Origin of the sequence: Pseudomonas knackmussii B13 (assembly GCF_000689415.1) — a bacterium.
Taxonomy (GTDB): Bacteria; Pseudomonadota; Gammaproteobacteria; order Pseudomonadales; family Pseudomonadaceae; genus Pseudomonas; species Pseudomonas knackmussii.
This window is the reverse complement of the sequence record NZ_HG322950.1, coordinates 2,450,754-2,470,667: the sequence shown is the minus strand read 5'-3', so window position 1 is coordinate 2,470,667 and position 19,914 is coordinate 2,450,754. Positions and strand designations below refer to the sequence as shown.

At 68.3% G+C, this 19,914-nt stretch carries 19 protein-coding genes; 8 read left to right on the top strand and 11 right to left on the bottom strand.

Annotated elements, in window-relative coordinates; all coding sequences use genetic code 11:
* Positions 1-27: 27 nt before the first annotated feature.
* From pcaH to PKB_RS11645, 5 genes are all read left to right on the top strand, one after another.
* A complete protein-coding gene (gene pcaH / locus PKB_RS11665; RefSeq protein ID WP_043251894.1) occupies positions 28-747 on the top strand; it encodes a protocatechuate 3,4-dioxygenase subunit beta in 720 nt (239 codons plus the stop codon).
* Between the two features lie 11 nt (positions 748-758).
* Complete coding sequence (gene pcaG / locus PKB_RS11660) at positions 759-1,364, top strand: protocatechuate 3,4-dioxygenase subunit alpha (RefSeq protein WP_043251891.1); 606 nt, start codon at positions 759-761, stop codon at positions 1,362-1,364.
* Between the two features lie 19 nt (positions 1,365-1,383).
* The gene (locus PKB_RS11655; protein WP_043251889.1) at positions 1,384-2,742 is read left to right on the top strand and encodes a 3-carboxy-cis,cis-muconate cycloisomerase; all 1,359 of its coding nucleotides are present in this window, start codon (positions 1,384-1,386) and stop codon (positions 2,740-2,742) included.
* A 61-nt stretch (positions 2,743-2,803) separates the two neighbouring features.
* Entirely contained in the window at positions 2,804-3,199 is a 396-nt protein-coding gene (gene pcaC / locus PKB_RS11650) for a 4-carboxymuconolactone decarboxylase (RefSeq protein WP_043251887.1), read from the top strand.
* Positions 3,200-3,409: 210 nt separating this feature from the next.
* Positions 3,410-4,567, top strand: a complete 1,158-nt coding sequence (locus PKB_RS11645; RefSeq protein ID WP_043251885.1) for an alpha/beta hydrolase family protein — start codon at positions 3,410-3,412, stop codon at positions 4,565-4,567.
* Positions 4,568-5,512: 945 nt separating this feature from the next.
* Here PKB_RS11645 and PKB_RS11640 read toward each other — a convergent pair.
* Complete coding sequence (locus PKB_RS11640) at positions 5,513-5,893, bottom strand: nuclear transport factor 2 family protein (protein WP_043251882.1); 381 nt, start codon at positions 5,891-5,893, stop codon at positions 5,513-5,515.
* A gap of 261 nt (positions 5,894-6,154) precedes the next feature.
* Between PKB_RS11640 and PKB_RS11635 the strand changes: the two genes are divergently transcribed.
* Both PKB_RS11635 and PKB_RS11630 read left to right on the top strand, forming a co-directional pair.
* Positions 6,155-7,498: a metal-dependent hydrolase family protein gene (locus PKB_RS11635; protein ID WP_043251880.1), complete on the top strand. Its 1,344-nt coding sequence runs from the start codon at positions 6,155-6,157 to the stop codon at positions 7,496-7,498.
* Positions 7,499-7,500: 2 nt separating this feature from the next.
* The gene (locus PKB_RS11630) at positions 7,501-7,947 is read left to right on the top strand and encodes a GlcG/HbpS family heme-binding protein (RefSeq protein WP_242411221.1); all 447 of its coding nucleotides are present in this window, start codon (positions 7,501-7,503) and stop codon (positions 7,945-7,947) included.
* Here PKB_RS11630 and PKB_RS11625 read toward each other — a convergent pair.
* The 7 genes from PKB_RS11625 to PKB_RS11595 all read right to left on the bottom strand — a co-directional run bounded on the left by PKB_RS11625 (position 7,938) and on the right by PKB_RS11595 (position 14,382).
* On the bottom strand, positions 7,938-8,867 hold the full coding sequence (locus tag PKB_RS11625; RefSeq protein ID WP_043251876.1) for a LysR family transcriptional regulator: 930 nt from the start codon (positions 8,865-8,867) through the stop codon (positions 7,938-7,940). The genes PKB_RS11630 and PKB_RS11625 overlap by 10 nt on opposite strands.
* Positions 8,868-8,951: 84 nt before the next feature.
* Complete coding sequence (locus PKB_RS11620) at positions 8,952-9,377, bottom strand: VOC family protein (RefSeq protein WP_043251874.1); 426 nt, start codon at positions 9,375-9,377, stop codon at positions 8,952-8,954.
* A 193-nt stretch (positions 9,378-9,570) separates the two neighbouring features.
* Complete coding sequence (locus tag PKB_RS11615; protein ID WP_043257204.1) at positions 9,571-10,473, bottom strand: LysR family transcriptional regulator; 903 nt, start codon at positions 10,471-10,473, stop codon at positions 9,571-9,573.
* 2 nt (positions 10,474-10,475) lie between these two features.
* Complete coding sequence (locus tag PKB_RS11610) at positions 10,476-10,784, bottom strand: DUF202 domain-containing protein (RefSeq protein ID WP_043251872.1); 309 nt, start codon at positions 10,782-10,784, stop codon at positions 10,476-10,478.
* Entirely contained in the window at positions 10,781-11,161 is a 381-nt protein-coding gene (locus tag PKB_RS11605) for a YidH family protein (protein WP_043251870.1), read from the bottom strand. Before PKB_RS11605 ends, PKB_RS11610 begins: the two co-directional genes overlap by 4 nt.
* A gap of 1 nt (position 11,162) precedes the next feature.
* The gene (locus PKB_RS11600; RefSeq protein WP_043251868.1) at positions 11,163-12,515 is read right to left on the bottom strand and encodes a DUF1329 domain-containing protein; all 1,353 of its coding nucleotides are present in this window, start codon (positions 12,513-12,515) and stop codon (positions 11,163-11,165) included.
* A gap of 16 nt (positions 12,516-12,531) precedes the next feature.
* Positions 12,532-14,382 carry a DUF1302 domain-containing protein gene (locus tag PKB_RS11595; RefSeq protein ID WP_043251866.1) on the bottom strand — a complete coding sequence of 617 codons (1,851 nt, stop codon included), beginning with the start codon at positions 14,380-14,382 and terminating at the stop codon, positions 12,532-12,534.
* A gap of 289 nt (positions 14,383-14,671) precedes the next feature.
* Between PKB_RS11595 and PKB_RS11590 the strand changes: the two genes are divergently transcribed.
* A complete protein-coding gene (locus PKB_RS11590; protein ID WP_043251863.1) occupies positions 14,672-15,607 on the top strand; it encodes a LysR family transcriptional regulator in 936 nt (311 codons plus the stop codon).
* Here the strand turns inward: PKB_RS11590 and PKB_RS11585 are convergent, their stop codons facing one another.
* Genes PKB_RS11585 through PKB_RS11575 form a run of 3 tightly spaced genes read right to left on the bottom strand, consistent with a single transcriptional unit; the run spans position 15,608 to position 19,664 of the window.
* On the bottom strand, positions 15,608-16,882 hold the full coding sequence (locus PKB_RS11585) for an MFS transporter (RefSeq protein WP_043251861.1): 1,275 nt from the start codon (positions 16,880-16,882) through the stop codon (positions 15,608-15,610).
* A 53-nt stretch (positions 16,883-16,935) separates the two neighbouring features.
* Complete coding sequence (locus tag PKB_RS11580; protein ID WP_043251858.1) at positions 16,936-18,105, bottom strand: acyl-CoA dehydrogenase family protein; 1,170 nt, start codon at positions 18,103-18,105, stop codon at positions 16,936-16,938.
* Positions 18,106-18,116: 11 nt separating this feature from the next.
* Positions 18,117-19,664 carry an AMP-binding protein gene (locus PKB_RS11575; RefSeq protein WP_043251856.1) on the bottom strand — a complete coding sequence of 516 codons (1,548 nt, stop codon included), beginning with the start codon at positions 19,662-19,664 and terminating at the stop codon, positions 18,117-18,119.
* Between the last annotated feature and the right edge of the window lie 250 nt (positions 19,665-19,914).

Sequence of the window (19,914 nt, the reverse complement as noted above, 5' to 3'; positions counted from 1 at the left end):
CGATAACTCCAACAACAGGAGACCGCCATGTCCGAAGTGGACAACAGCCGTTTCGTCATCCGTGACCGCAACTGGCATCCCAAAGCCCTCACCCCCGACTACAAGACCTCCATCGCCCGCTCGCCGCGGCAGGCGCTGGTGAGCATCCCGCAGTCGATCTCGGAAACCACCGGTCCGGACTTCTCGCACCTGAAGTTCGGCGAGCACGACAACGACCTGCTGCTCAACTTCAACACCGGCGCCCTGCCCATCGGCGAGCGCATCCTGGTTCACGGCCGCGTCGTCGACCAGTACGGCAAGCCCGTGCCCAACACCCTGGTGGAGATGTGGCAAGCCAACGCCGGCGGCCGCTACCGCCACAAGAACGACCGCTACCTGGCGCCGCTGGACCCGAACTTCGGCGGGGGCGGCCGCGCGCTGACCGACAACGAAGGCCGCTACGTCTTCCGCACCATCAAGCCCGGCCCCTACCCGTGGCGCAACGGCCCGAACGACTGGCGTCCGGCGCACATCCACTTCTCCATCAGCGGCCCGTCGATCGCCACCCGCCTGATCACCCAGCTGTACTTCGAGGGTGACCCGCTGATCCCGATGTGCCCGATCGTCAAGTCGATCGCCAACCCCGAAGCCGTGCAGACGCTGATCGCGCGCCTGGACATGGGCATGGCCAACCCCATGGACTGCCTCGCCTACCGCTTCGACATCGTCCTGCGCGGCCAGCGCCAGACCCACTTCGAAAACCGCTGAGGAGGTTCGTCATGCCCGTTCAACTGCTCCCCGAAACCCCCTCGCAGACCGCCGGCCCGTACGTCCACATCGGCCTGGCCCTGGCCGCCGCCGGCAACCCGAGCCGCGACCTGGAAATCTGGAACGAAATGGCCAAGCCCAACGCCCCCGGCGAACACATCCTGCTGATCGGCCACGTCTATGACGGCAACGGCCACCTGGTGCGCGACTCCTTCCTGGAGTTCTGGCAGGCCGACCACGAAGGCAAGTACGACAGCCGCTACGACCTGGAGCGTCCGTTCAACGGCTTCGGCCGCACCGCCACCACCTTCGATGCCGGCGAGTGGACGCTGAAGACCATCAAGCCCGGCGTGGTGAAGAACGCCGCCGGCCAGGACCAGGCGCCGCACATCAACGTGTCGCTGTTCGCCCGTGGCATCAACATCCACCTGCAGACCCGTCTGTACTTCGAGGACGAGGCCGCGGCCAACGCCAAGGACCCGGTGCTCAACCTGATCGAGCAGCCGCCGCGCCGCGAGACCCTGGTGGCCAAGCGCTGCGAAGTGAACGGCCAACTGGCCTATCGTTTCGACATCCGCATCCAGGGTGAAGGCGAAACCGTGTTCTTCGACTTCTGAGCCCGCCCCCGGAGGGTCCATGAGCACACCGAGCAACCGACTGTTCGACGCCTACTTCACCCAGCCGGCCATGCGCGAGCTGTTCTGCGACCGCGCGCGCCTGCAGGGCATGCTCGACTTCGAGGCCGGCCTGGCCCGCGCCGAGGCCCGCGCCGGGGTGATCCCGGCGAGCGCCGTGGCGCCCATCGAGGCCGCCTGCCGCGCCGAGCTGTACGACTTCGACGCCCTCGCCACGGCCATCTGCAGCGCCGGCAACTCGGCCATCCCCATGGCCAAGGCGCTGGGCCGGCAGGTCGCCGCGAGCGACGCCGAGGCCGAGCGCTACGTACACTTCGGCGCCACCAGCCAGGACGCCATGGACAGCGGCCTGGTGCTGCAACTGCGCGCCGCCGTCGGCCTGCTGGAAGACGACCTTGCGCGCCTCGCCACGGCCCTGGCCGAACAAGCCTGGCTGCACGCGGCCACGCCCATGGCCGGGCGCACCTGGCTGCAGCACGCCACGCCGGTCACCCTCGGCATGAAGATCGCCGGCTGGCTGGGGGCGATCACCCGCCACCGGCAGCGCCTGGCCGAACTCAAGCCGCGCCTGCTGAGCCTGCAGTTCGGCGGCGCCTCCGGCAGCCTCGCGGCGCTGGGCGACGAAGGTTTCGCCGTGGCCGAAGCGTTGGCCGAGGAACTGCGCCTGCAACTGCCCGACCAGCCCTGGCACACCCAGCGCGACCGCCTCGTCGAGTTCGCCGGCTGGCTCGGCCTGGTGGCCGGCAGCCTGGGCAAGCTCGGCCGCGACCTCAGCCTGCTGATGCAGACCGAGGCCGGCGAAGTCTTCGAGCCTTCGGCCCCGGGCAAAGGCGGCTCCTCGACCATGCCGCACAAGCGCAATCCGGTGGCCGCCGCCGTATTGATCGGCGCAGCCACCCGCGCGCCAGGCCTGGTCGCCACGATGCTTGGTGCCATGCCCCAGGAACACGAGCGCAGCCTCGGCCTGTGGCACGCCGAATGGGAGAGCCTGCCGGAGCTGTGCTGCCTGGTTTCCGGCGCGTTGCAGCAGGCGCTGCTGGTCGTACCGGGCCTGGAAGTGGACGCCGAACGCATGGCCCGCAACCTCGACCTGACTCGCGGCCTGGTACTGGCCGAAGCGGTGAGCATCGCCCTCGCCCGCCGCATCGGCCGCGACGCCGCGCATCACCTGGTCGAGCAATGCTGCCGCCAGGCGGTCGCCGAAAGCGCGCACCTGCGCCAGGTACTGGGCGGCAACGCCAAGGTCCGTGCGCAGCTGAGCGAAGCCGAACTCGACCAACTGCTGGACCCGGCGCATTACCTCGGCCAGTGCCGCCGCTGGGTCGAACGCGCCCTGGAAGAACACGCGCGCCTCGGCTGAGGCGCATCCTTTTTTCGTCGCCGGTCCACGCCCCGGCGGCGCTTTTTCAAGAGAGAAGACAATGGACGAGAAAGAACGCTACGAAGCCGGCATGCAGGTCCGCCGCGCGGTGCTGGGCGACGCCCACGTCGACCGTAGCCTGCAGAACCGCACCGCCTTCAACGAAGAATTCCAGGAAATGATCACCCGCCACGCCTGGGGCGACATCTGGACCCGCCCCGGCCTGCCGCGCCACACCCGCAGCCTGATCACCATCGCCATGCTCATCGGCATGAACCGCGAGGGCGAGCTGAAGCTGCACCTGCGAGCCGCGCGCAACAACGGTGTGAGCCGCGAGGAGATCAAGGAAGTGCTGCTGCAGAGCGCCATCTACTGCGGCATCCCGGCGGCCAATGCGACCTTCCACCTGGCCGAGGAAGTCTGGAACGAGCTGGGCACCGAGTCCCTGGAAGGCTGAACCCGCCACCCTCCCCGCACACGGGCGCCGCCCGGCGTCCGTGTCTTCGTGCTGCCTGCGCGTCCCTGCATCGCGATTCGCGATACCTCGCATCCCCACTCACGATTGGCCAAGCTTCTTCGCGCTCCCTAACGTGCTGAGCAACCGCGCCCCCTTGCCTGTGCAGTTCCATCGGGCGCCGCAGTCACGCACGGAAAAGGACAAGAAGAAATGTTCCGCTACTTCCCCACCAACTACGTCTGGAACCTCTCGGTGGACCTCGCCATCGAGATGGGCGCCCGCCTGGGCGAGATCGAGGAAATGTGCGCGCCGCTGCAGGAGGCCGCCAAGCAGCCCGACGCCGCCGGCACCCAGGCCTTCCGCGAGACCTGGTCGAAGATGGCCGACAAGCTCTGCGGCCTGGCCGAGGAAGACGAAGCCGCCGGCCGCCTGTTCTCGGCCGGCGAGAAGTACAACCGCGCCGCCACCTACTACCTCACCTGCGAACGCCTGCAAGCCCACGGCGCGCCGGGCCGCGAGGCCCTGTACCAGCGCTTCCTGCAAACCTTCGCGCGCGGCATCGCGCTGTCGAAGGAGAACTGCGAGCGCGTCGAGATTCCCTACGAAGGCAAGCACATTTCCGGCCTCTACGTGCGCGCCGAAGGCGTCGAAGGCCCGGCGCCGATCCTGGTGCAGGTCAACGGCCTGGATTCGACCAAGGAAATGAAATACCGCGTCGGCCTGCCCGCCTGGCTGGCGAAGCGCGGCGTGTCCTCGCTGATCATCGACCAGCCCGGCACCGGCGAAGCCCTGCGCCTGCACGGCCTGACCGCGCGCTACGACAGCGAGCACTGGGCCAGCCGCGTGGTCGACTGGCTGGAGACCCGTGCCGAAATCGACGCCAAGCGCATCGGCCTGGAAGGCGTATCCCTCGGCGGCTACTACTGCCCGCGCGCAGTGGCCTTCGAGCCGCGCTTCGCCTGCGGCGTGGTCTGGGGCGCGAACCACGACTGGCGCGACGTACAGAAGCGCCGCCTGGAAAAGGAAGGCAACTTCCCGGTGCCGCACTACTGGGCCCACGTGCAATGGGTATGGGGCGCGAAGGACATGGACGAATTCATGACCATCGCCGAACAGGTCCACCTCGACGGCGTGCTCGACCGCATCAAGGTGCCCTTCCTGGTGACCCACGGCGAGAAGGACTCGCAGATCCCCCTCAAGTGGGCCCACCGCACCTACGAGCAACTGGTGAACAGCCCGAAACGCGAACTTAAGATCTTCACCGACCGCGAAGGCGGCGTGCAGCACTCCAGCTTCGACAACAGCATCAACGCCGGCCAGTACATAGCCGACTGGGTAGCCGAAACCCTCGGCGGCCGCACCGCCTGACGCTCAAGGCGCCGAGTCACGCCGGCGCCCGCTCCTGCGGGGTTGTGGCCCCGCCTTCACGGCGACGGGAAGCTGAGGCCCGTCGCCGTTTTCTTTTGCGCAGCCGTGCTGTCGTAGGAGCGAGCTTGCTCGCGAACCTCAGGGCACGGCTCTCCCCTTGTAGGAGCGGATTCATCCGCGATCTTTTTCGCGGACAAGGTCCGCTCCTACAGTCATGCACCGCATTCTCCCTTCACGTCGCCCCCGCGAACGCGGGGACCCAGTCTCCTGTTTGGGTGTAGCGCGCCGCTTCGGCGTGTTCGGATGTTTCTTGTTTCGCCCCCTCGGGCGAGTCACTTTCTCAAACGCCAGAAAGTAACCAAAGCGCTTGCCCCGACATACGGGTCCGGCGGAGCCGGACTTCCCTCGCACATACCCACGCACCCGGAGGCCCGCCCCGACAGCACGTCCCTGTGCTGATCGGGGCTTTTGCGACATCCATGTCGCGCAACCTCCTCTGCGTGGGCTTAGCTCGGCCTCCTGCAAGGGGCGGTCCGGTGCGCGCGGATGTTCCTCTGGAAGACCTGCTTTTCGTAGGAGCGAGCTTGCTCGCGAACCGCACGGCACGAATGCCAAGCCTGTAGGGTGAATAACCCCGAAGGGGTTATCCGCCATCGTGCCGGGCTGCAAATCCGTTCTCTGGATCCCCGCGTTCGCGGGGAAGACGGGACTGCGTAGGAGCGGACCTTGTCCGCGAATCGCCGGCATAGCCCGCTCCTACAGGGTGGAATTGGCGCGGGGGATTCTCGCGGATGAGATCCGCTCCTACGGGGTGACTTCGAACGTTCCACTCACGCCGAACAGCCCCCTCTCCCGCTTGCGGGAGAGGGTTGGGGAGAGGGAATGGCGTTGATCGCAGACACGGGTGCCGGGATTCCCACGGACGAGATCCCGGCACCGCGACGTTTACGCCGGCGCGCGAGTGCCGTGGAAGGACGCTATGCGCCAGCCGTCCTCCTCCTTCACCCACAGCTGCGTGGCAAAGCCCTCGGCGCGCACCGGTTCGCCGCCGCCGCGCTTCTGCAGCAGGTTGCACTGCGGGCCGCTCATCAGCGCCAGGCCGTCGCCGAACAGGCGCACTTGCAGTTCACCGCGTTCTACCGCCAGGTAGCGCACGGCGTTGCGGGCGTACTCCAGGTATTGCGCCTTGTCCTGCACCAGGCCGGTGGTGTGGACGTACAGCAGGTCGTCGGCGAACAGGGTGTCGAGGCGGGCGTGGTCTTCTTCCACCAGGGCGCGCTGGCGTTCCTGTTCCAGGGCCAGCAGTTGGTCGCGAATTTCACTCATTGGGCATTCCTCTTGGGTTGATAGGCGCGCGCATCCTCGCCTCGCGCCGGGCACCCGGAAAAATCGCCATTGGCCATGCCTGGCATCGCCACTCCCGATACCCGCTGTTCCCCCTCCTGCGTTCGGTCACAGCCCACGAAGCGCGCGGCTTGCGTGAGGTATCGACGGCATCGATGGCCGCGCATCGACAGCATCTGTTGGTCAGCCGCCGCGCCCCGCCCCTAGCCTGCCGGCACAACAAGAACCGAGGAGATACCGCCCATGGGCGCCCTGCACCTGCACTGCTCCACCCTGTTCGACGGCACCGGCCTCACGGCCCTTCGCGAGCAGACCCTGATCATCGACAACGGCGTGATCCGCCACGCCGGCCCCACCGCCCAGGCGCCACGACCGCAACCGGGCGACCGGGAAGCGCGCGGCGAGTTCGTCATGCCCGGGCTGATCGACGTGCACACCCACCTGGCCTTCGGCAACGCGCAGAGCGAGGAAGACATCGATATCTGGACCAGCGACGAATTCCGCGCCCTGCGCGGGCTGTTCTTCGCCCAGCACGTGCTCGCCGCCGGGGTCACCTCGATGGTCTGCCCCGGCGACAGCGGCCAGCTCAGCATCGCCGTGCGCAACAGCGTCAACGCCGGGCTCTTCGAGGGGCCGCGAATTGCCGCCAGCAGCCGCGTGATCACCAACCGGCAGAGCCTCAACGACTGGTTCCCCAGCCGCGTCGGCGCGCCGGAGTACTTCACCGCCGCCCTGGTCACCAGCCGCACCGAGGCCATCGCCGAGATCCGCAAGCAGGCCAAGGACGGCGTCGACCTGATCAAGATCGCCATGGACGGCACCCAGCGCCGCCCCAACGGCGAGATCATCGCCGCCTTCACCGCCGACGAGACCCGCGAGATGGTCGAGGAAGCCCATCGCCTGGGTTGCAAGGTGGCCACCCATGCCTACGGCCGCGAGGCGGTGATGTACGCGGCGAAGGCTGGGGTCGACCTGGTTTTCCATGCCTTCTACATGGACGACGCCTGCATCGAGGCGCTGCTGGAAGCCGGCAGCGTGCTAGCCCCGACCATGACCTTTCCGCAGAACACCGTGGACTTCTGCCAGCCCCACGACCCGGCCATCTCGACGGGCTACGCCGGCTACTGCGCGCGCACCCTGGAGCTGGGCACGCCGGTGCTCAAGCGCGCGAAGGCCGCCGGCATCCCCTTCGCCTGCGGCAGCGACAGCGGCTTCGCCGTCACCCCGTATGGCGAATGGCATGCGCGCGAGCTCGAACTGCTGGTCACGCGCCTGGGCTTCACCCCCGCCGAGGCCCTTTACGCGGCGACCAACGTCGGCGCCCGGCTGATGCCGCGCGGCGAAACCCTGGGCAGCCTCGAACCCGGCAAGCAGGCCGACCTGCTGATCCTCGACGCCTCGCCGCTGGAGGACATCCGCGTGCTGCAGCACCGCGCTCGCCTGCAGGCCGTGTACAAGGCCGGCCAGCCGGTGCGCCTGGAGCGTACGGCGTACAACCCCAAGCAGGTGTCGGACTTCAACTCGCTGAAATGGACCGACCTCTACACCCGCGACCGCGTCGCCCAACGCGGCAAATGGAGCCTGTGAGCATGAGCGCCCTCCTCGACTTCGAACGCGCCGCGCAGTTGGCCGCAGCGACCTTGCGCCACGCGCGGCGGCTAGGTGTGCGTCCTTTGGCGGCTGCCGTACTGGACGCCGCCGGCCACCCGCTGGCGCTGCTGCGCGACGAGCAGGCCAGTTTCCTGCGCCCGCAGATCGCCACCGGCAAGGCCCGTGGCTGCCTGGGCATGGGCTTCGGCGGCCGCGAGCTGGCGCGCCGGGCCCAGGCGATGCCGGCGTTCTTCGATGCGATCAACAGCCTCACCGGCGGCGAGGTAATCCCGGTGCCTGGCGGCATCCTGCTGCGTGATGCGGAGGGTCGGTTGCTCGGTGCCATCGGCGTGAGTGGCGACACCTCGGACAACGACGAGCGCTGCGCCCTGCTGGCGATTGAAGAGATTGGCCTGCACGCCGACACCGGCGACGCTCAGGGCTGATCCAGCACCCCGGCCTGGCTGACTATTAGCTCGCGCAGCCAGGCCTGGGCCGGCTCCAAGTCACGCTGCGGGTGCCACTGCAACACCTGCGGCGCCGCCGGAAAGGCCAGCGGCGCCGGCAACACGCGCAGCGGATAGCGCCGCGCGAGCGCCTCGGCCTGGCGGCGGAACAGCGTGGCGACGCGTGGGGTGCCGACGATGAATTCGGCCATCAGGGAAAAACTCTGCACGGCCACCGCGACACGCCGCGCGATGCCCAGTTCATGCAGGTGCAGCGCGTCCATGGCGAGGTTCTGCCCATCAGCGAACTCGCGCAGCACATGGTCGGCGGCGCAGTAGCCGGCCAAGTCGATGCCGTCGCGATAGGCCGGATGTTCGGCGCAGACGATGCAGCACAGTTCGTCGCTGAGCAGCACCTGCTGCGGATAACGCGGGTTGACCCGGCGCTGCGGCACTATCACCAGGTCGCTGCGGCGGTACTCCAGGGCCTCGCTGACCACGTCGCCGTCGCGCGGCAGCGGCAGGTCGCGCACCGCAAGGCTCACCCCAGGCGCCAGGCGCGCGAGTTCGCGGCTGACGGAGGGCAGCAGCACGGCGGCGATGTAGTCGGAGGCGACCAGGGTGAAGCGACGGTCGCAGCCGGCCGGCTCGAAGCGCACCGAGGCGTCGACGATCTCGCCGGTCAGGGCCAGCGCCGCGCGCACCTTGGGCGCCAGCCCGCGCGCCAGGGCGCTGGGTTCCAGGCGGCGGCCGACGGGAATCAAAAGCGGGTCGTTGAAATGCTCGCGCAGGCGCGCCAGCGCGGCACTGGTGGCGGACTGGCCGAGGTTGAGGCGCTCGGCCGCGCGACTGACGTTGCACTCGTCGAGCAACGCATCGAGGGCGACCAGCAGGTTGAGATCGAGGCGGCGATAACGCATGGGCGCCTTATGGCAGCCGGCGTCCAACCGGTCCAGGCGCGTTTCGCGCTGCCAGGTATCGCGCGCGTCGATACCTGGCCGGGATCACTTGGCGAACAGCTGGCCGATGTCCTTGAACGCCTTGAACTCCAGCGCGTTGCCGCAGGGGTCGAAGAGGAACATCGTGGCCTGCTCGCCGACCTGGCCCTTGAAGCGCACATAGGGCTCGATGACGAACTGCACGCCGAAGCCGCGCAGGCGTTCGGCCAGGGCCTCCCATCGAGCCCATTCCAGCACCACGCCGAAGTGCGGCACCGGCACGTCATGGCCGTCCACCGGGTTGCAGTGTGCGCTTTCCTGGGAGGCGGTCTTCGGGTGTTCGTGGATCACCAGCTGGTGGCCGAAGAAGTCGAAGTCGACCCAGTGATCGCTGGAGCGCCCTTCCGCCAGGCCGAACACCTCGCCGTAGAAGCGGCGCGCGGCGGGCAGGTCGTAGACGGGAATGGCGAGGTGGAACGGGGACAGGCTCATGGGCGGCTCCAGGGCGGACTGGGACGAAAAGGTGCCCGGGCCGATGCGAGTCAGGCCAGCGCACGCAGATGTTCTAGAACGCGATCGACCGCCTTGTCCAGGCAGCCCTTGAACAAGTGCTTGGCGCCCGGGAACAGCCACAGCGGCGGCTGCCGAAGGCGTTCCCGGCAGCACCTTCTGAACCCATGCACGCTCAGGCCAGCGCCAACAGCTTCTCCGCCAAGGCCTCTGCCAGCCCTTCCAGCCGCTGTGCGCAAGGCGAATCGGCACAGGCATAGAGTGCGACGGGACACTCGACGGACCTGGCCAACGGCAATGCCGCGCTGCGCAGGCCTAGCACCTTGGCCATGCGTGCTGGAAGCGTCGCCCCCAGCGGATGCTGATCCAGCATCAGGCGGGCGGCCAGGGCGCTCTGCACGCGCACGCCTATGGTTCGTCGCAGGCCCATCAGGCCCAGTTGAAGGTCGACCGGCGACAGGTCGCCCGGCGACAGCCCGCCGCGACGCGTCGAGACCTGTATCTGCGGCTGCCGCAGATACGCCTCCAGCGTCCGCGGCGGCTCTTCCAGGGCAGTGCCATGGGCGAATACGTAGACGTCGATGAACAGCGGTATGCGCCGGATCGGGTAGCCGGAGGGCACGACCTGGTCGATGTCCAGCAGCAGGTCCAGGCGTCCTGTCAGCAACTCGTCGAAGGCAGCGCGACGGGCAGGCTGGTAGAAGTTCACCTGCCAGCCTTTGGCGAGGCAGCCCAGCGTGCTGTCGAGGAACAGCGGCTGCAGGCAGTCCGCGCAGCTGACCTTCAGCTCGCCCGGCGCCTCCTGCTGCGCAACAACGTGCCGCCAACCTTCGCGCAGGCTTTCCAGGGCCATGCGCACATGGTCGGCGAAGCGGTGCCCGGCGGGAGTCGGCGTCACGCCCAGGTGACTCTTGGTGAACAGCGGATCGCCGCAATGCCGCCGCAACCGTCCCAACGCATTGCTCATTGCCGGCTGGCTGATACCCATCAGCTGCGCGGCGCGAGTGATGCTGCGCTGCTGGTAGATGGCATCGAAGACGGTCAGCAGGTTCAGGTCGAGGGTGTAGAGATCGCGCAAGGTCAACGCCCCGGAACCAGCGCCAGGGTGAGTCCCGCGACCAGCATCAAGGCGATGCTCATCAACGCCACCGACAGGCCGTTGCCACACCCGGCCCCGACGGCCAGCGCCAGGACGCGGCGACGGTAGCGCTCGGCCTGGTGCGCCAGACTGCAGAGCATGCCGATCACCAGCAGCGCGGCCGGCCACAGCGCGGCGGCAGGCAGTTCGTCGACGCGGCGCAACACCAGGCTGGCAAGCACCAGCATCAGCAGCTGCGTGCGCGTCCAGGCCAGGGCGGTGCGCTCGGCCTGCAGGCCCTCGTCCCTCATCGCTGGTAGCCGATCAGGCCGGCCGCCAGGAGCACGCAGGCGACGACCAGCACCGGCAGCATCAGCGGCAACGGCAGCGGTCGGCCCTGGCGCAGCGCGCGCTCCACCTCCAGCCAGCGCAGGCCGGCGGCGCCGGCGCCGACCAGGCCGAGTCCGGCCAGGAAGGCGGCCAGCGATGCCCTGCCCGGCGCCGCGAAGACCTGGTCGCTGAAGGCGTCCACGGCGATGGCGCCGGCCAGCAGCGCCATCGCCGTGCGGATCCAGGCCAGGAAGGTGCGTTCGTTGGCCAGGCTGAAGCGCGGGTCCGGCTCCTGGCCGCCACCGAGCAGCCGCCGGGCCAGGCGCCCGCGGCGCGGCAGCGCAGGCTGCCCGCCCATCTCAGCGGATCCCCAGCCCGCGCAGGGCGCCGGGCGAGTAGTCGGAGCTGTTCGCGCGGTAGCTGAAGTCGTAGCCACGGGCCTGCTCGTTGGTCATGTTCGAGGCGATGTAGCGCCCGGCCTGCAGGTCGTAGAACACCTGCATGGCGGAGAGCGTCACCTGCGGCGTGCCCTGGTAGAAGGTGTGGTTCTCCCCTACCCGCCACAGCTCGCCCCGGCTGTCGTAGAGGTCGTTCTCGACGATGGTCCAGCTGTCCTCGTCCAGGTAGAAGCGACGCTTGGAATAGATGTGGCGGGCGCCGGGCTTGAGCGTGGCTTCCACTTCCCAGACGCGGTGCAGCTCGTAGCGGACCGGCGCCGGATCGACGTAGCCGGACTTGAGGAAGTCGGCGTACTTCAGCTCCGGAGAGGCCAGGCGGTAGCTGTTGTAGGGGATGTACAGCTCCTTCTTGCCGACCAGCTTCCAGTCGTAGCGGTCCGGCGCGCCGTTGTACATGTCGCGGCTGTCGGCGGTACGCAGCCCCGCCGTGGTCGGGCCGGCGGCGTCATAGGCGTTGTCCGGCGAACGGCGCACGCGGCGCTGGCCGGCGCTGTAGACCCAGGACAGGCGCGGCTGCTTGACCTGGTCGAGGGTCTCGTGGACCAGCACGACCTCGCCCACCTGGCGCGATGGCGCGGTGATCCGGTGGCTGTAGTAGAAGAGCATGTTGTCGGCCTTGCCCGGCTGGTAGTCGGTCACCTGGTCGGCCATGGTGAAGCGCTGCTCGGTGGTGGTGATGACGAAGCCGCCGCCAGCCTGCGGCGCCGCGCTGTCGCTCACCGTCATCAGGCTGCCGCCGCGATAGCGGGTGATGTGGTTCCAGATGGCTTCCAGGCCGTCGCGGGGGATCGGGAAGGCCAGCGCGCCCTGGAAGTTCTCCAGGCCGTTGCCGCCGTTGACCAGGCGGGTGTTCGCGGCGTTGTGCGCCGCCCAGTCGCGCTGCGGGTCGGCGACGCCCACGCTGCGATGGCTCGGGTAGACCGGGATGCGGTACTGGCCCGGGTAGCGTTGCAGCATCGCCTGCTGCCCGGCGCTGAGGTTGGCCTGGTACTGCCGGAAGTTGCTGGCGTCGATCACGAACAGCGGTTTCTCACCGGCATAGGGGTCGGCCGCGGTGCCGTTGCCCAGGTGCTTGAGCGCGTCGGCGGCAAGCCCGCCCTGCCAGGCGGGGATGCGCCCGTCGGCGCTGCCGGCGCGCTCGGCGCCCAGCGGGGTCAGGCGCCCCTGCAGCTCGGCGGCCTCCTTGGCCGGAACCGCGCCCAGGGCGCCCTGGGCGATGAGGGTGGCGGACAGCAGGCAGAAAAGTCGATTCATGGTGCGAGGCTCCACGTCAGAAGTTGATGCCGACCGACAGCGAGACGAAATCGCGGTCGCCGCGGGTGCCGTAGTCGCCATCGAAATAGTTGGTGTAGGCAAGGCCGGCGGTGTAGGTGCTGTTGAAGTCCGCATCCAGGGACAGGCCGACGGCCTTGGAGCCTTCGTTGAAACCGGACACCTCGGCCGGCGCGTAGCCCTTCACGTCCTGCGACCAGGACAACCCCGGCTTGAGGTCGATGCCGGCGATGGCGTTGGCGTAGCTCCAGATGGCGCGGGCCCGGTAGCCCCAGGCGAAGGGCGTGACGAAGCCTTCGTCGTTGCAGTTCTGCGGTGAGCTGGAGATTGCCAGGCACACGCTGTTGTCGCGGAGTTCGCCGGGGCCGAAGGTGCTGTTGCGGCCGTAGCGCGGCCCGTACTTGCCTTCCAGGCCGCCGACGTAGGTGGCGCCGACCTCGGCCACCAGCGCCAGCTGGTCGGCGCCCATGACCTGGCTGAAGGTCTGAGTCGCGGTGACCTGGGCCTGGCTCACTTCCTTGCGCCGGTAGCCGTCGGAGGCGGCATTGTCGGCGTAGACCAGGGCGCCACTGGAGAGCAGCGGCGTGCGCGAGGGGTCGCCCAGCGCCGCCTGGACCAGGTCGGTGCCGTTGAACTGCAACGGCAGGTTTGGCCGGTAGCTCAGCTCGCCCTGCAGCGCGGTGCCGCTGGACAGGGTGGTGGAGAATGTCAGGCCGTACAGGCGGATGTCCTCGGGGTACTCTACGAAGTAGCTGGAGGTGCCCATGCGCAGCGCTCCGGCCAGTGTCTTGCCGGCGCTGCTGGCGAGCAGCCCCCGGCAGGCGGCGCCGGACAGGCCGAGGTTGCCGCACAGCGGGCCGGCGAAGCTCGTGTTGGTCAGGTAGGGGCTGCTGATCGAGCCGGTATAGGGCAGGCGGCTGTGGTAGACGGCGGCATAGGCGCCGAACTCGGTGTCCAGTGCCGGCACGAACCAGTGCATGGACAGGCCCCACTGCCCGCTGTTGCGTGCATCGCGGTCGGCGGCGCGGTGCAGCTCGATGCCCTCCTCGGTGAGCTTCACCCCGAATGGCGAGAGCGCGCGCACGGCAGCGGCATTGCCGGTGAGGTTGCCGCCCACGTCCAGGCCGGTGCAGCCCTCGGGGATGTAGTCGTTGCCGGAGAAGAACGTGCCGCAGTTGTCGAGGTTGGTCTGCTGCCAGTCCAACTGGTAGAAGAAGTCCGCCGAGACGTTCTCGTTGAGGTTCTGGGTGACGTAGAACAGGTTCACCGGCACCAGCCCGTCCTTGACCTCCGAGCCCGGCCGGCGCAGTGCCGACAGGTTGGTCGGGTTGATCACGTTGAGCCCGCCGGGGATGAAGGTGCTCTCGCCCCAGTTGACCACCTGCTTGCCCAGGCGCACCGAGCCCGGTTCGTCGGCGATGGCGAAGTTGTGATAGACGAAGGCGTCGAGCAACTCGGCCCCGGCGGACTTGTTCGAGGTCACCCGGCCGGCGTCCTCGACGTTCTTGAAGCGCTGGTTTTCGTCGCGCAGCGCGTAGTCGTACCAGTAACTCCCGCGCAGGAAGACGCCGCTGTCGCCGTAGCGCAGCTCCAGGTCGTGACGCCCGCGAAACAGCTTGGAAAAGACATCGCCGGCCTCGTAGTTACGCCGTCCGTCATCGCCCGAAGCGCTCTTCATCAGGCGCTGCTCGGGGTTGTGGAGGGAGACGCTGGCACCCAGCGACAGCGACGAGTCGAGCTGGCCCTGGACCTCGCCGAGTTCGAAGTTATATGCCAAGGCGTTATGGCAGGTGCAGCTGGCGCCCAGTACCCAGGCACTGCGCAGCAGCAGGCGGACTTTCGGCTTCATCACTCTTATCCTCTTTATTCTCGAGCGATTTTCGGCCAATAACTTTCCGTCACCGGGCAGTTTCAAACCACCCAGGAATATAGACAAGTCATTGATTTTATTTGAATAGATATATTTATTGAGCCGTATTCGAAATGCCCAGGCGGCAACTTCCGATACGCTGGCAGGGCCTTTGTGCAAGGCCTTGATTTATTGCTCAGGGCCGATACTAAATAGCCCTCCCCGCCTGGAACAAATATCGTCTCCCTATGGCACCCATAACAAAGCAGCATGGCCACGAGGTACCGACATGACGTTGAAGCAGCTGCGCTACCTGATCGTCATCGCCGAGGCGGGCAGCTTCTCCGCCGCCGCGCGCAAGGCCTACATCGCGCAGCCGGCGCTGAGCCGGCAGATCGGCATGCTGGAAAGCGAACTGGAAATGCAGCTGCTGGTGCGCCAGCACGACGGCGTGGACCTCACCGATGCCGGACGACGCCTCTACGAGGTGGCCCGCTCTGTGATCCAGAAGATCGATTCGGTGAAGGACGAACTGGTGTCGAGCCGCGGCAACCCGCGCGGCCGGGTATCCATCGCCATCCCGGTGACCTCCTCGGCGCTGCTACTGCCGGCGATCATCCGCCGCGCCCGGGAGAAGTTCGAAGGCATCGAGCTGGTGGTACGCGACGGCTTGAGCAAGGAAGGCGGCGAGGCCATCGAGCTGGGCAAGGTCGATTTCGGCATCGTTCCCAATGCCGAGGAACTGGAAGGCGTGATCGCCGAACCCATCTTCATCGAGCGGCTGTACTGGGTGGGCCAGCAGGCGCCAGCGGGCGACGGCGACACCATCACGCTCGCCGACGCGGCGACCCAGCCCCTGGTAATGCCGCCGCGCAGCCTGCACCTGCGCAGGCGCATCGAGCAGGCGGCGATGGCCGCCGGGGTGGAACTGGACGTGCGCTACGAGCAGCAGTCGGCCTATGGCATCGCCGGGCTGGTGTCCAGCGGCCTGGCCGCGACCATCAGCAACTGGCCGCCGATCGACGCGCCGTCGCACGCCATGGCCCGGCGCATCGTCGAGCCGGAAATCCTGCGCACCGTGTCGATCGCCCACTCGGCGCACAAGCCGCTGTCCTTCGCGGCCTCGTGCATCCACGACCTGGTGCGCGAACTGCTGGTGGAATGCGTGCGCAACGGCGCCTGGAAGGGCGAGCTGATCGAACGCTCGCCCCGTGGCGCCGACTGATCAGCCGGCGCCGACCAGGCAACGGTCCAGCTGCGCGCGCGAGCGTTGCGGGCGCAGCCAAGCCAGGCCGACCACCCCGGCCACCAGCAGCAGCACGCCGCTGACGGCGAAACCGTGGGCGTAGCCGGCGCCGTCCAGCCCACCGGAACGCTGCACCAGGAAGCCGGTAACGATGGGCGCGCTGAGCCCGGCCAGCGACGAGAAGGCATTGCCGATGGCAAGGATGGCGCCGCGCTGCGTCGAGGGCGTGACCTCCGCGAGCATCGCCGGGCCCACCGAATACATCACCAGCGCCAGGCCCCCGCTGAGGGTCATGTAGGTCATGCGCAGCCCAACCGGCAGATCGGCCAGCAGGCTGATCGACAACGCCCCGCTGGCCAGCAGGCAGAGCGAGACGAACACCCCGCGCGCTACGCGCGACGGCAATCCGGCGCGCAGCAGGCGCTGCGACAGCCAGGCCAGGAACAGGCTCAGCGGCATGGTCACCAGGACGAACAGGCCGAACAGCCGCCCGGCATTCATCGGGCTCAGGCCCAGGCCGCTCTCCAGGTAGGCCGGCACCCAGGTGAGGGTCAGGGCCAGCGACCAGTTGGCGGCGAAATGGCAGAAGTAATTGGCCAGCACGGTGCTGTCGCTTAGCAGGCGGCGGTAAGGCAGGCGTTCAGCGGGCGCCTGGCCGGGCACCGTCTCGCCCACCCGCCCCTCCCGGCCGAGCAGGAACCAGGCCACGCACCAGGCCAGGCCCAGCACGGCGAGGATGGCGAAGTTGCTGCGCCAGCCGTAGTGGGTGCTGACCCAGGGGATCATCAGCCCGGCGATCAGCAGGCCCATGGCGCTGCCCGAATGCAGCAGCGCCACCGGCAGGCTGCGCCGGTCGTCGGGGAACCACTTGTACAGGGCGTGGGTGGCGACCGGCGACGCCGGCCCCTCGCCCACCCCCAGCAGCACGCGGCAGGCCACCAGCGTCCATAGCGAAGTGGCATAGAGCATCGGCAACTGCACCAGGGCCCAGAAGGCCCCCATGCCCAGCAGCAACCAGCGGGTGGAGCGGCGGTTGGCGAGGAAGCCGCCGACCACCGCGGAGATGGAGAACAGCCAGTGCAGGCTGCCGCCGACGAGACCGAACTCCGACGGGGTCAGCTGCAGCTCCTTCATCATCGGCACCGCGACCAGGCCGGTGACGACCTTGTCGAGGAAGTTCACCAGCATCATCGCCGCCAGCAGCAAGGCGACCGTCCAGGCCCGTCGGGGCTGGTAGGCAGGGGAATCGTACATGTCGCGTGTCTCTCTCTTGTTATGGCCGCGCGCCTCGCTCATGTGCGGGACGCTCAGTCGGGCATCAGGATGCCCTTGGCGATGGTGTTGCGCTGGATCTCGCTGGTGCCGGTGAGGATGCGCATCATACGGGTCGCGCGGAACAGCCACTCGACCGGATGGCCGTTGATCAGCCCGGCGCCGCCGTGCACCTGCACCGCGCGGTCGGCGATGCGGAACGCGGTCTCCGAGGCGAACACCTTGCACATCGACGACTGCGTGCGGATGTCGCCGCCGGCGTCGTAGCTCGCCGCGGTGGCGTACATCATGCTGCGCGCGGCGTACAGCTCGGTGGCCATGTCGGCGATCATGTGGCTGACCGCCTGGAACATGCCGATCGGCCGGCCGAACTGCACCCGCGTGCGGGCGTATTCGACCGACAGGCGCAGCGCCAGGTCGGCCATGCCGAGCATGGTCGCGCAGTGCAGCAGGCGGTTCAGGGTGATGCGCCCCATGGCCAGCTTGAAGCCCTTGCCCTCCTCGCCGATGCGATGCTCCACCGGCACTTTCACGCCGTCGAGGAGGATGTCGCCGTGGGTGCCGGGGCCGGACATGGCCTGGTAGTCGGAAACGACTTTCGCCCCTGGCGCGGCCAGGTCGACGAAGAACGCCGAGATGCCCTCGGCGCCCTTGCCCGGCCCGGTCACCGCCAGCAGCACGGCGAAGTCGGCGTAGGGCGCACCGGAGATGTAGCGCTTGGCGCCATCCAGCACGTAGTGGTCGCCCTCGCGGCGCGCGGTGGTCTTGATCGCGGTCGCGTCGGAACCGGCCTCGGCCTCGGTCAGGGCGAAGCACACCGCCTTCTCGGCGCGGCACACCGGACGCAGGAAGTGCTCGATCTGCACGTCGCTGGCGACACGGAACAAGTGGCCGATTCGCGGCGGGCCGCTCAGCTCACCCAGCACGTGGGCGGCCAGTACCGCGCCGCTGCTCGCCGCCGCTTCCTTCACCGCGCACAGGTCGGCGATGCCCAGGCCCGCGCCGCCCAGTTCCTCGGGCAACATGATGTTGTAGAAGCCGCGCTCGCAGGCGCGCTTCCACAGATCGCGCAGCAGCCCGCGGTCGTGTTTCTCGCCGAAACGAATGCCTTCGCGCTGCTCCAGCGGCAGCAGTTCGTCGCGGATGAAGCCCTGCAGGTCCGCGATGATGCCCTGCGCCTTGGCGCTCGCCTGAATCGGTTGCATGGTCATTCTCCTCAGATCCGCCGTTCCTGGTTCTGCCAGTAGGGTTCGCGCACCAGGCGCCGGGCGACTTTGCCGTTGGGGTTCTTCGGCAGCTCGTCAACGAAATCGACGCTGCGCGGCTTCTTGAAGCCGGCCAGCTGCGCGGCGCACTGCTCGATGATGCGTGCCTCGTCCAGCTGCATGCCGGGCTTGAGCACCACCACCGCCTTGACCGCCTCGCCCCACTGCTCGTCGGGCACGCCGACCACCGCCGCCTCATAGATTTCCGGCAGGCTGTAGAGCACCTGCTCCACTTCGGTCGGATAGATGTTGAAGCCGCCGGAAATGATCATTTCCTTCTTGCGGTCGACGATGAACACGTAGCCGTGCTCGTCCACCGTGGCGAGGTCGCCGGTAAGGTAGTAGCCGTCGCGCATGACCTCCGCAGTGAGCTCCGGCGCCTGCCAGTAGCCCTGCATGATGTCCGGCCCACGCACGACGATCTCGCCGATCTCGCCGGCCTTCACGTCCTCGAAATCCTCGTTCACCACGCGCAGGTCGGTGTCGAAGTAGCAGCGGCCGCAGGACGCCAGGCGCTTGGGGTCGTCCAGCGCGGCCAGGTGGTCCTGCTCGGTGAGCACGGTGACCAGCGAACAGGTTTCGCCGGCGCCGTAGCCCTGCGCCAGGATCGGCCCGAAGACCTGCATGGCCCGGCGCACCAGGGCCGGTGCCATGGGCGCCGCGCCGTACATCACCAGGCGCAGGCTGCTGAGGTCGTAGGACTCGACGGCGGGGAAATTCACCAGGCGGTTGATCATCGCCGGCACCAGGAACAACCGGGTGACGCGCTCGCGCTGGATGGTCTCCAGCAGCAGGCGGTCGTCGTAGCGCTCCACCAGCAGGTTGCAGGCGCCGGCGGCGAGCAACGGCATGATCTGCATGCCGCTGGCGTGGGTGATCGGGCCGACATGGGCCATCACGTCGCCGGGGCCGGAACGGCAGGTGGGGCTGGCGATGCTCTTGCGCACCAGCGCCTTGCGGTTGCCGACGCTGAGCATGGCGGCCTTCAGTACCCCGGAGCTGCCGGAGGTGTAATGCAGCACGGCGAGGCAGTCGTCCGCCGGATCGCAGCTGACGTGTTGGTCGCTGCCACGCGCCAGCACCTGCTCGTAGGGCACGTCGGCCCCGGCTTCGGCCAGCGGGATGACCAGGCGCAGGTCCGGCAGCGCCGCGCGGCGCTCGGCGATCAGGGCCGCGAACGGCCCCTCGGCGATCACCGCCTGGCTGCGCGAGTCCTGCAGGACCCGCAGCACCTCGTCGGCGGCCAGGCGCGCGTTGATCGGCACCTTGACCATGGCGTTCTTGTAGAGGGCGACTTCCGCCTCGACCAGTTCCACCCGGTTCGGCGCGAGGATCGCCACGTGGGCGCCGCGCGCCAGGCCGAGCGCCTGCAGGCCGGAGGCCAGGCGGTTGGTGCGGCGTTCGAGTTCGGCGAAGGTGATGCGGTTGCGGCTGTCGACGACGGCCTCGTGATCAGGCCAGTAGAGCGCACTACGGCGCAGGATTTTTCCCAGGTCCACTTGTTGTTCTCGTTGTCAGGGGAGACACGGGAAATGCTAAGAGCCGGGCACGGCGCGCGGCCAATATCACATGTCGATGCGAGCCATGCCGGAATGCGATGGCGCCTGCGCGCCGCAGCGACCTGGTGCGCGAATCCGCCAACTTGGCACCCAGGCACAACGACTTGGCCGCCTCGAACAAGCTTCTCCCGGTGAAAGGCACTTGAATCCAGCTCCTCGGCTCGAGGGAAGGGCCAGTCGGGCATGCTGC

What these genes read in the sequence shown, in the direction of transcription:
- pcaH (WP_043251894.1), top strand. Translation starts at nt 28, where the DNA reads ATGTCCGAAGTGGACAACAGCCGTTTCGTCATCCGTGACCGCAACTGG.
- pcaG (WP_043251891.1), top strand. Translation starts at nt 759, where the DNA reads ATGCCCGTTCAACTGCTCCCCGAAACCCCCTCGCAGACCGCCGGCCCG.
- PKB_RS11655 (WP_043251889.1), top strand. Translation starts at nt 1,384, where the DNA reads ATGAGCACACCGAGCAACCGACTGTTCGACGCCTACTTCACCCAGCCG.
- pcaC (WP_043251887.1), top strand. Translation starts at nt 2,804, where the DNA reads ATGGACGAGAAAGAACGCTACGAAGCCGGCATGCAGGTCCGCCGCGCG.
- PKB_RS11645 (WP_043251885.1), top strand. Translation starts at nt 3,410, where the DNA reads ATGTTCCGCTACTTCCCCACCAACTACGTCTGGAACCTCTCGGTGGAC.
- PKB_RS11640 (WP_043251882.1), bottom strand. Translation starts at nt 5,893, where the DNA reads ATGAGTGAAATTCGCGACCAACTGCTGGCCCTGGAACAGGAACGCCAG.
- PKB_RS11635 (WP_043251880.1), top strand. Translation starts at nt 6,155, where the DNA reads ATGGGCGCCCTGCACCTGCACTGCTCCACCCTGTTCGACGGCACCGGC.
- PKB_RS11630 (WP_242411221.1), top strand. Translation starts at nt 7,501, where the DNA reads ATGAGCGCCCTCCTCGACTTCGAACGCGCCGCGCAGTTGGCCGCAGCG.
- PKB_RS11625 (WP_043251876.1), bottom strand. Translation starts at nt 8,867, where the DNA reads ATGCGTTATCGCCGCCTCGATCTCAACCTGCTGGTCGCCCTCGATGCG.
- PKB_RS11620 (WP_043251874.1), bottom strand. Translation starts at nt 9,377, where the DNA reads ATGAGCCTGTCCCCGTTCCACCTCGCCATTCCCGTCTACGACCTGCCC.
- PKB_RS11610 (WP_043251872.1), bottom strand. Translation starts at nt 10,784, where the DNA reads ATGAGGGACGAGGGCCTGCAGGCCGAGCGCACCGCCCTGGCCTGGACG.
- PKB_RS11605 (WP_043251870.1), bottom strand. Translation starts at nt 11,161, where the DNA reads ATGGGCGGGCAGCCTGCGCTGCCGCGCCGCGGGCGCCTGGCCCGGCGG.
- PKB_RS11600 (WP_043251868.1), bottom strand. Translation starts at nt 12,515, where the DNA reads ATGAATCGACTTTTCTGCCTGCTGTCCGCCACCCTCATCGCCCAGGGC.
- PKB_RS11595 (WP_043251866.1), bottom strand. Translation starts at nt 14,382, where the DNA reads ATGAAGCCGAAAGTCCGCCTGCTGCTGCGCAGTGCCTGGGTACTGGGC.
- PKB_RS11590 (WP_043251863.1), top strand. Translation starts at nt 14,672, where the DNA reads ATGACGTTGAAGCAGCTGCGCTACCTGATCGTCATCGCCGAGGCGGGC.
- PKB_RS11585 (WP_043251861.1), bottom strand. Translation starts at nt 16,882, where the DNA reads ATGTACGATTCCCCTGCCTACCAGCCCCGACGGGCCTGGACGGTCGCC.
- PKB_RS11580 (WP_043251858.1), bottom strand. Translation starts at nt 18,105, where the DNA reads ATGCAACCGATTCAGGCGAGCGCCAAGGCGCAGGGCATCATCGCGGAC.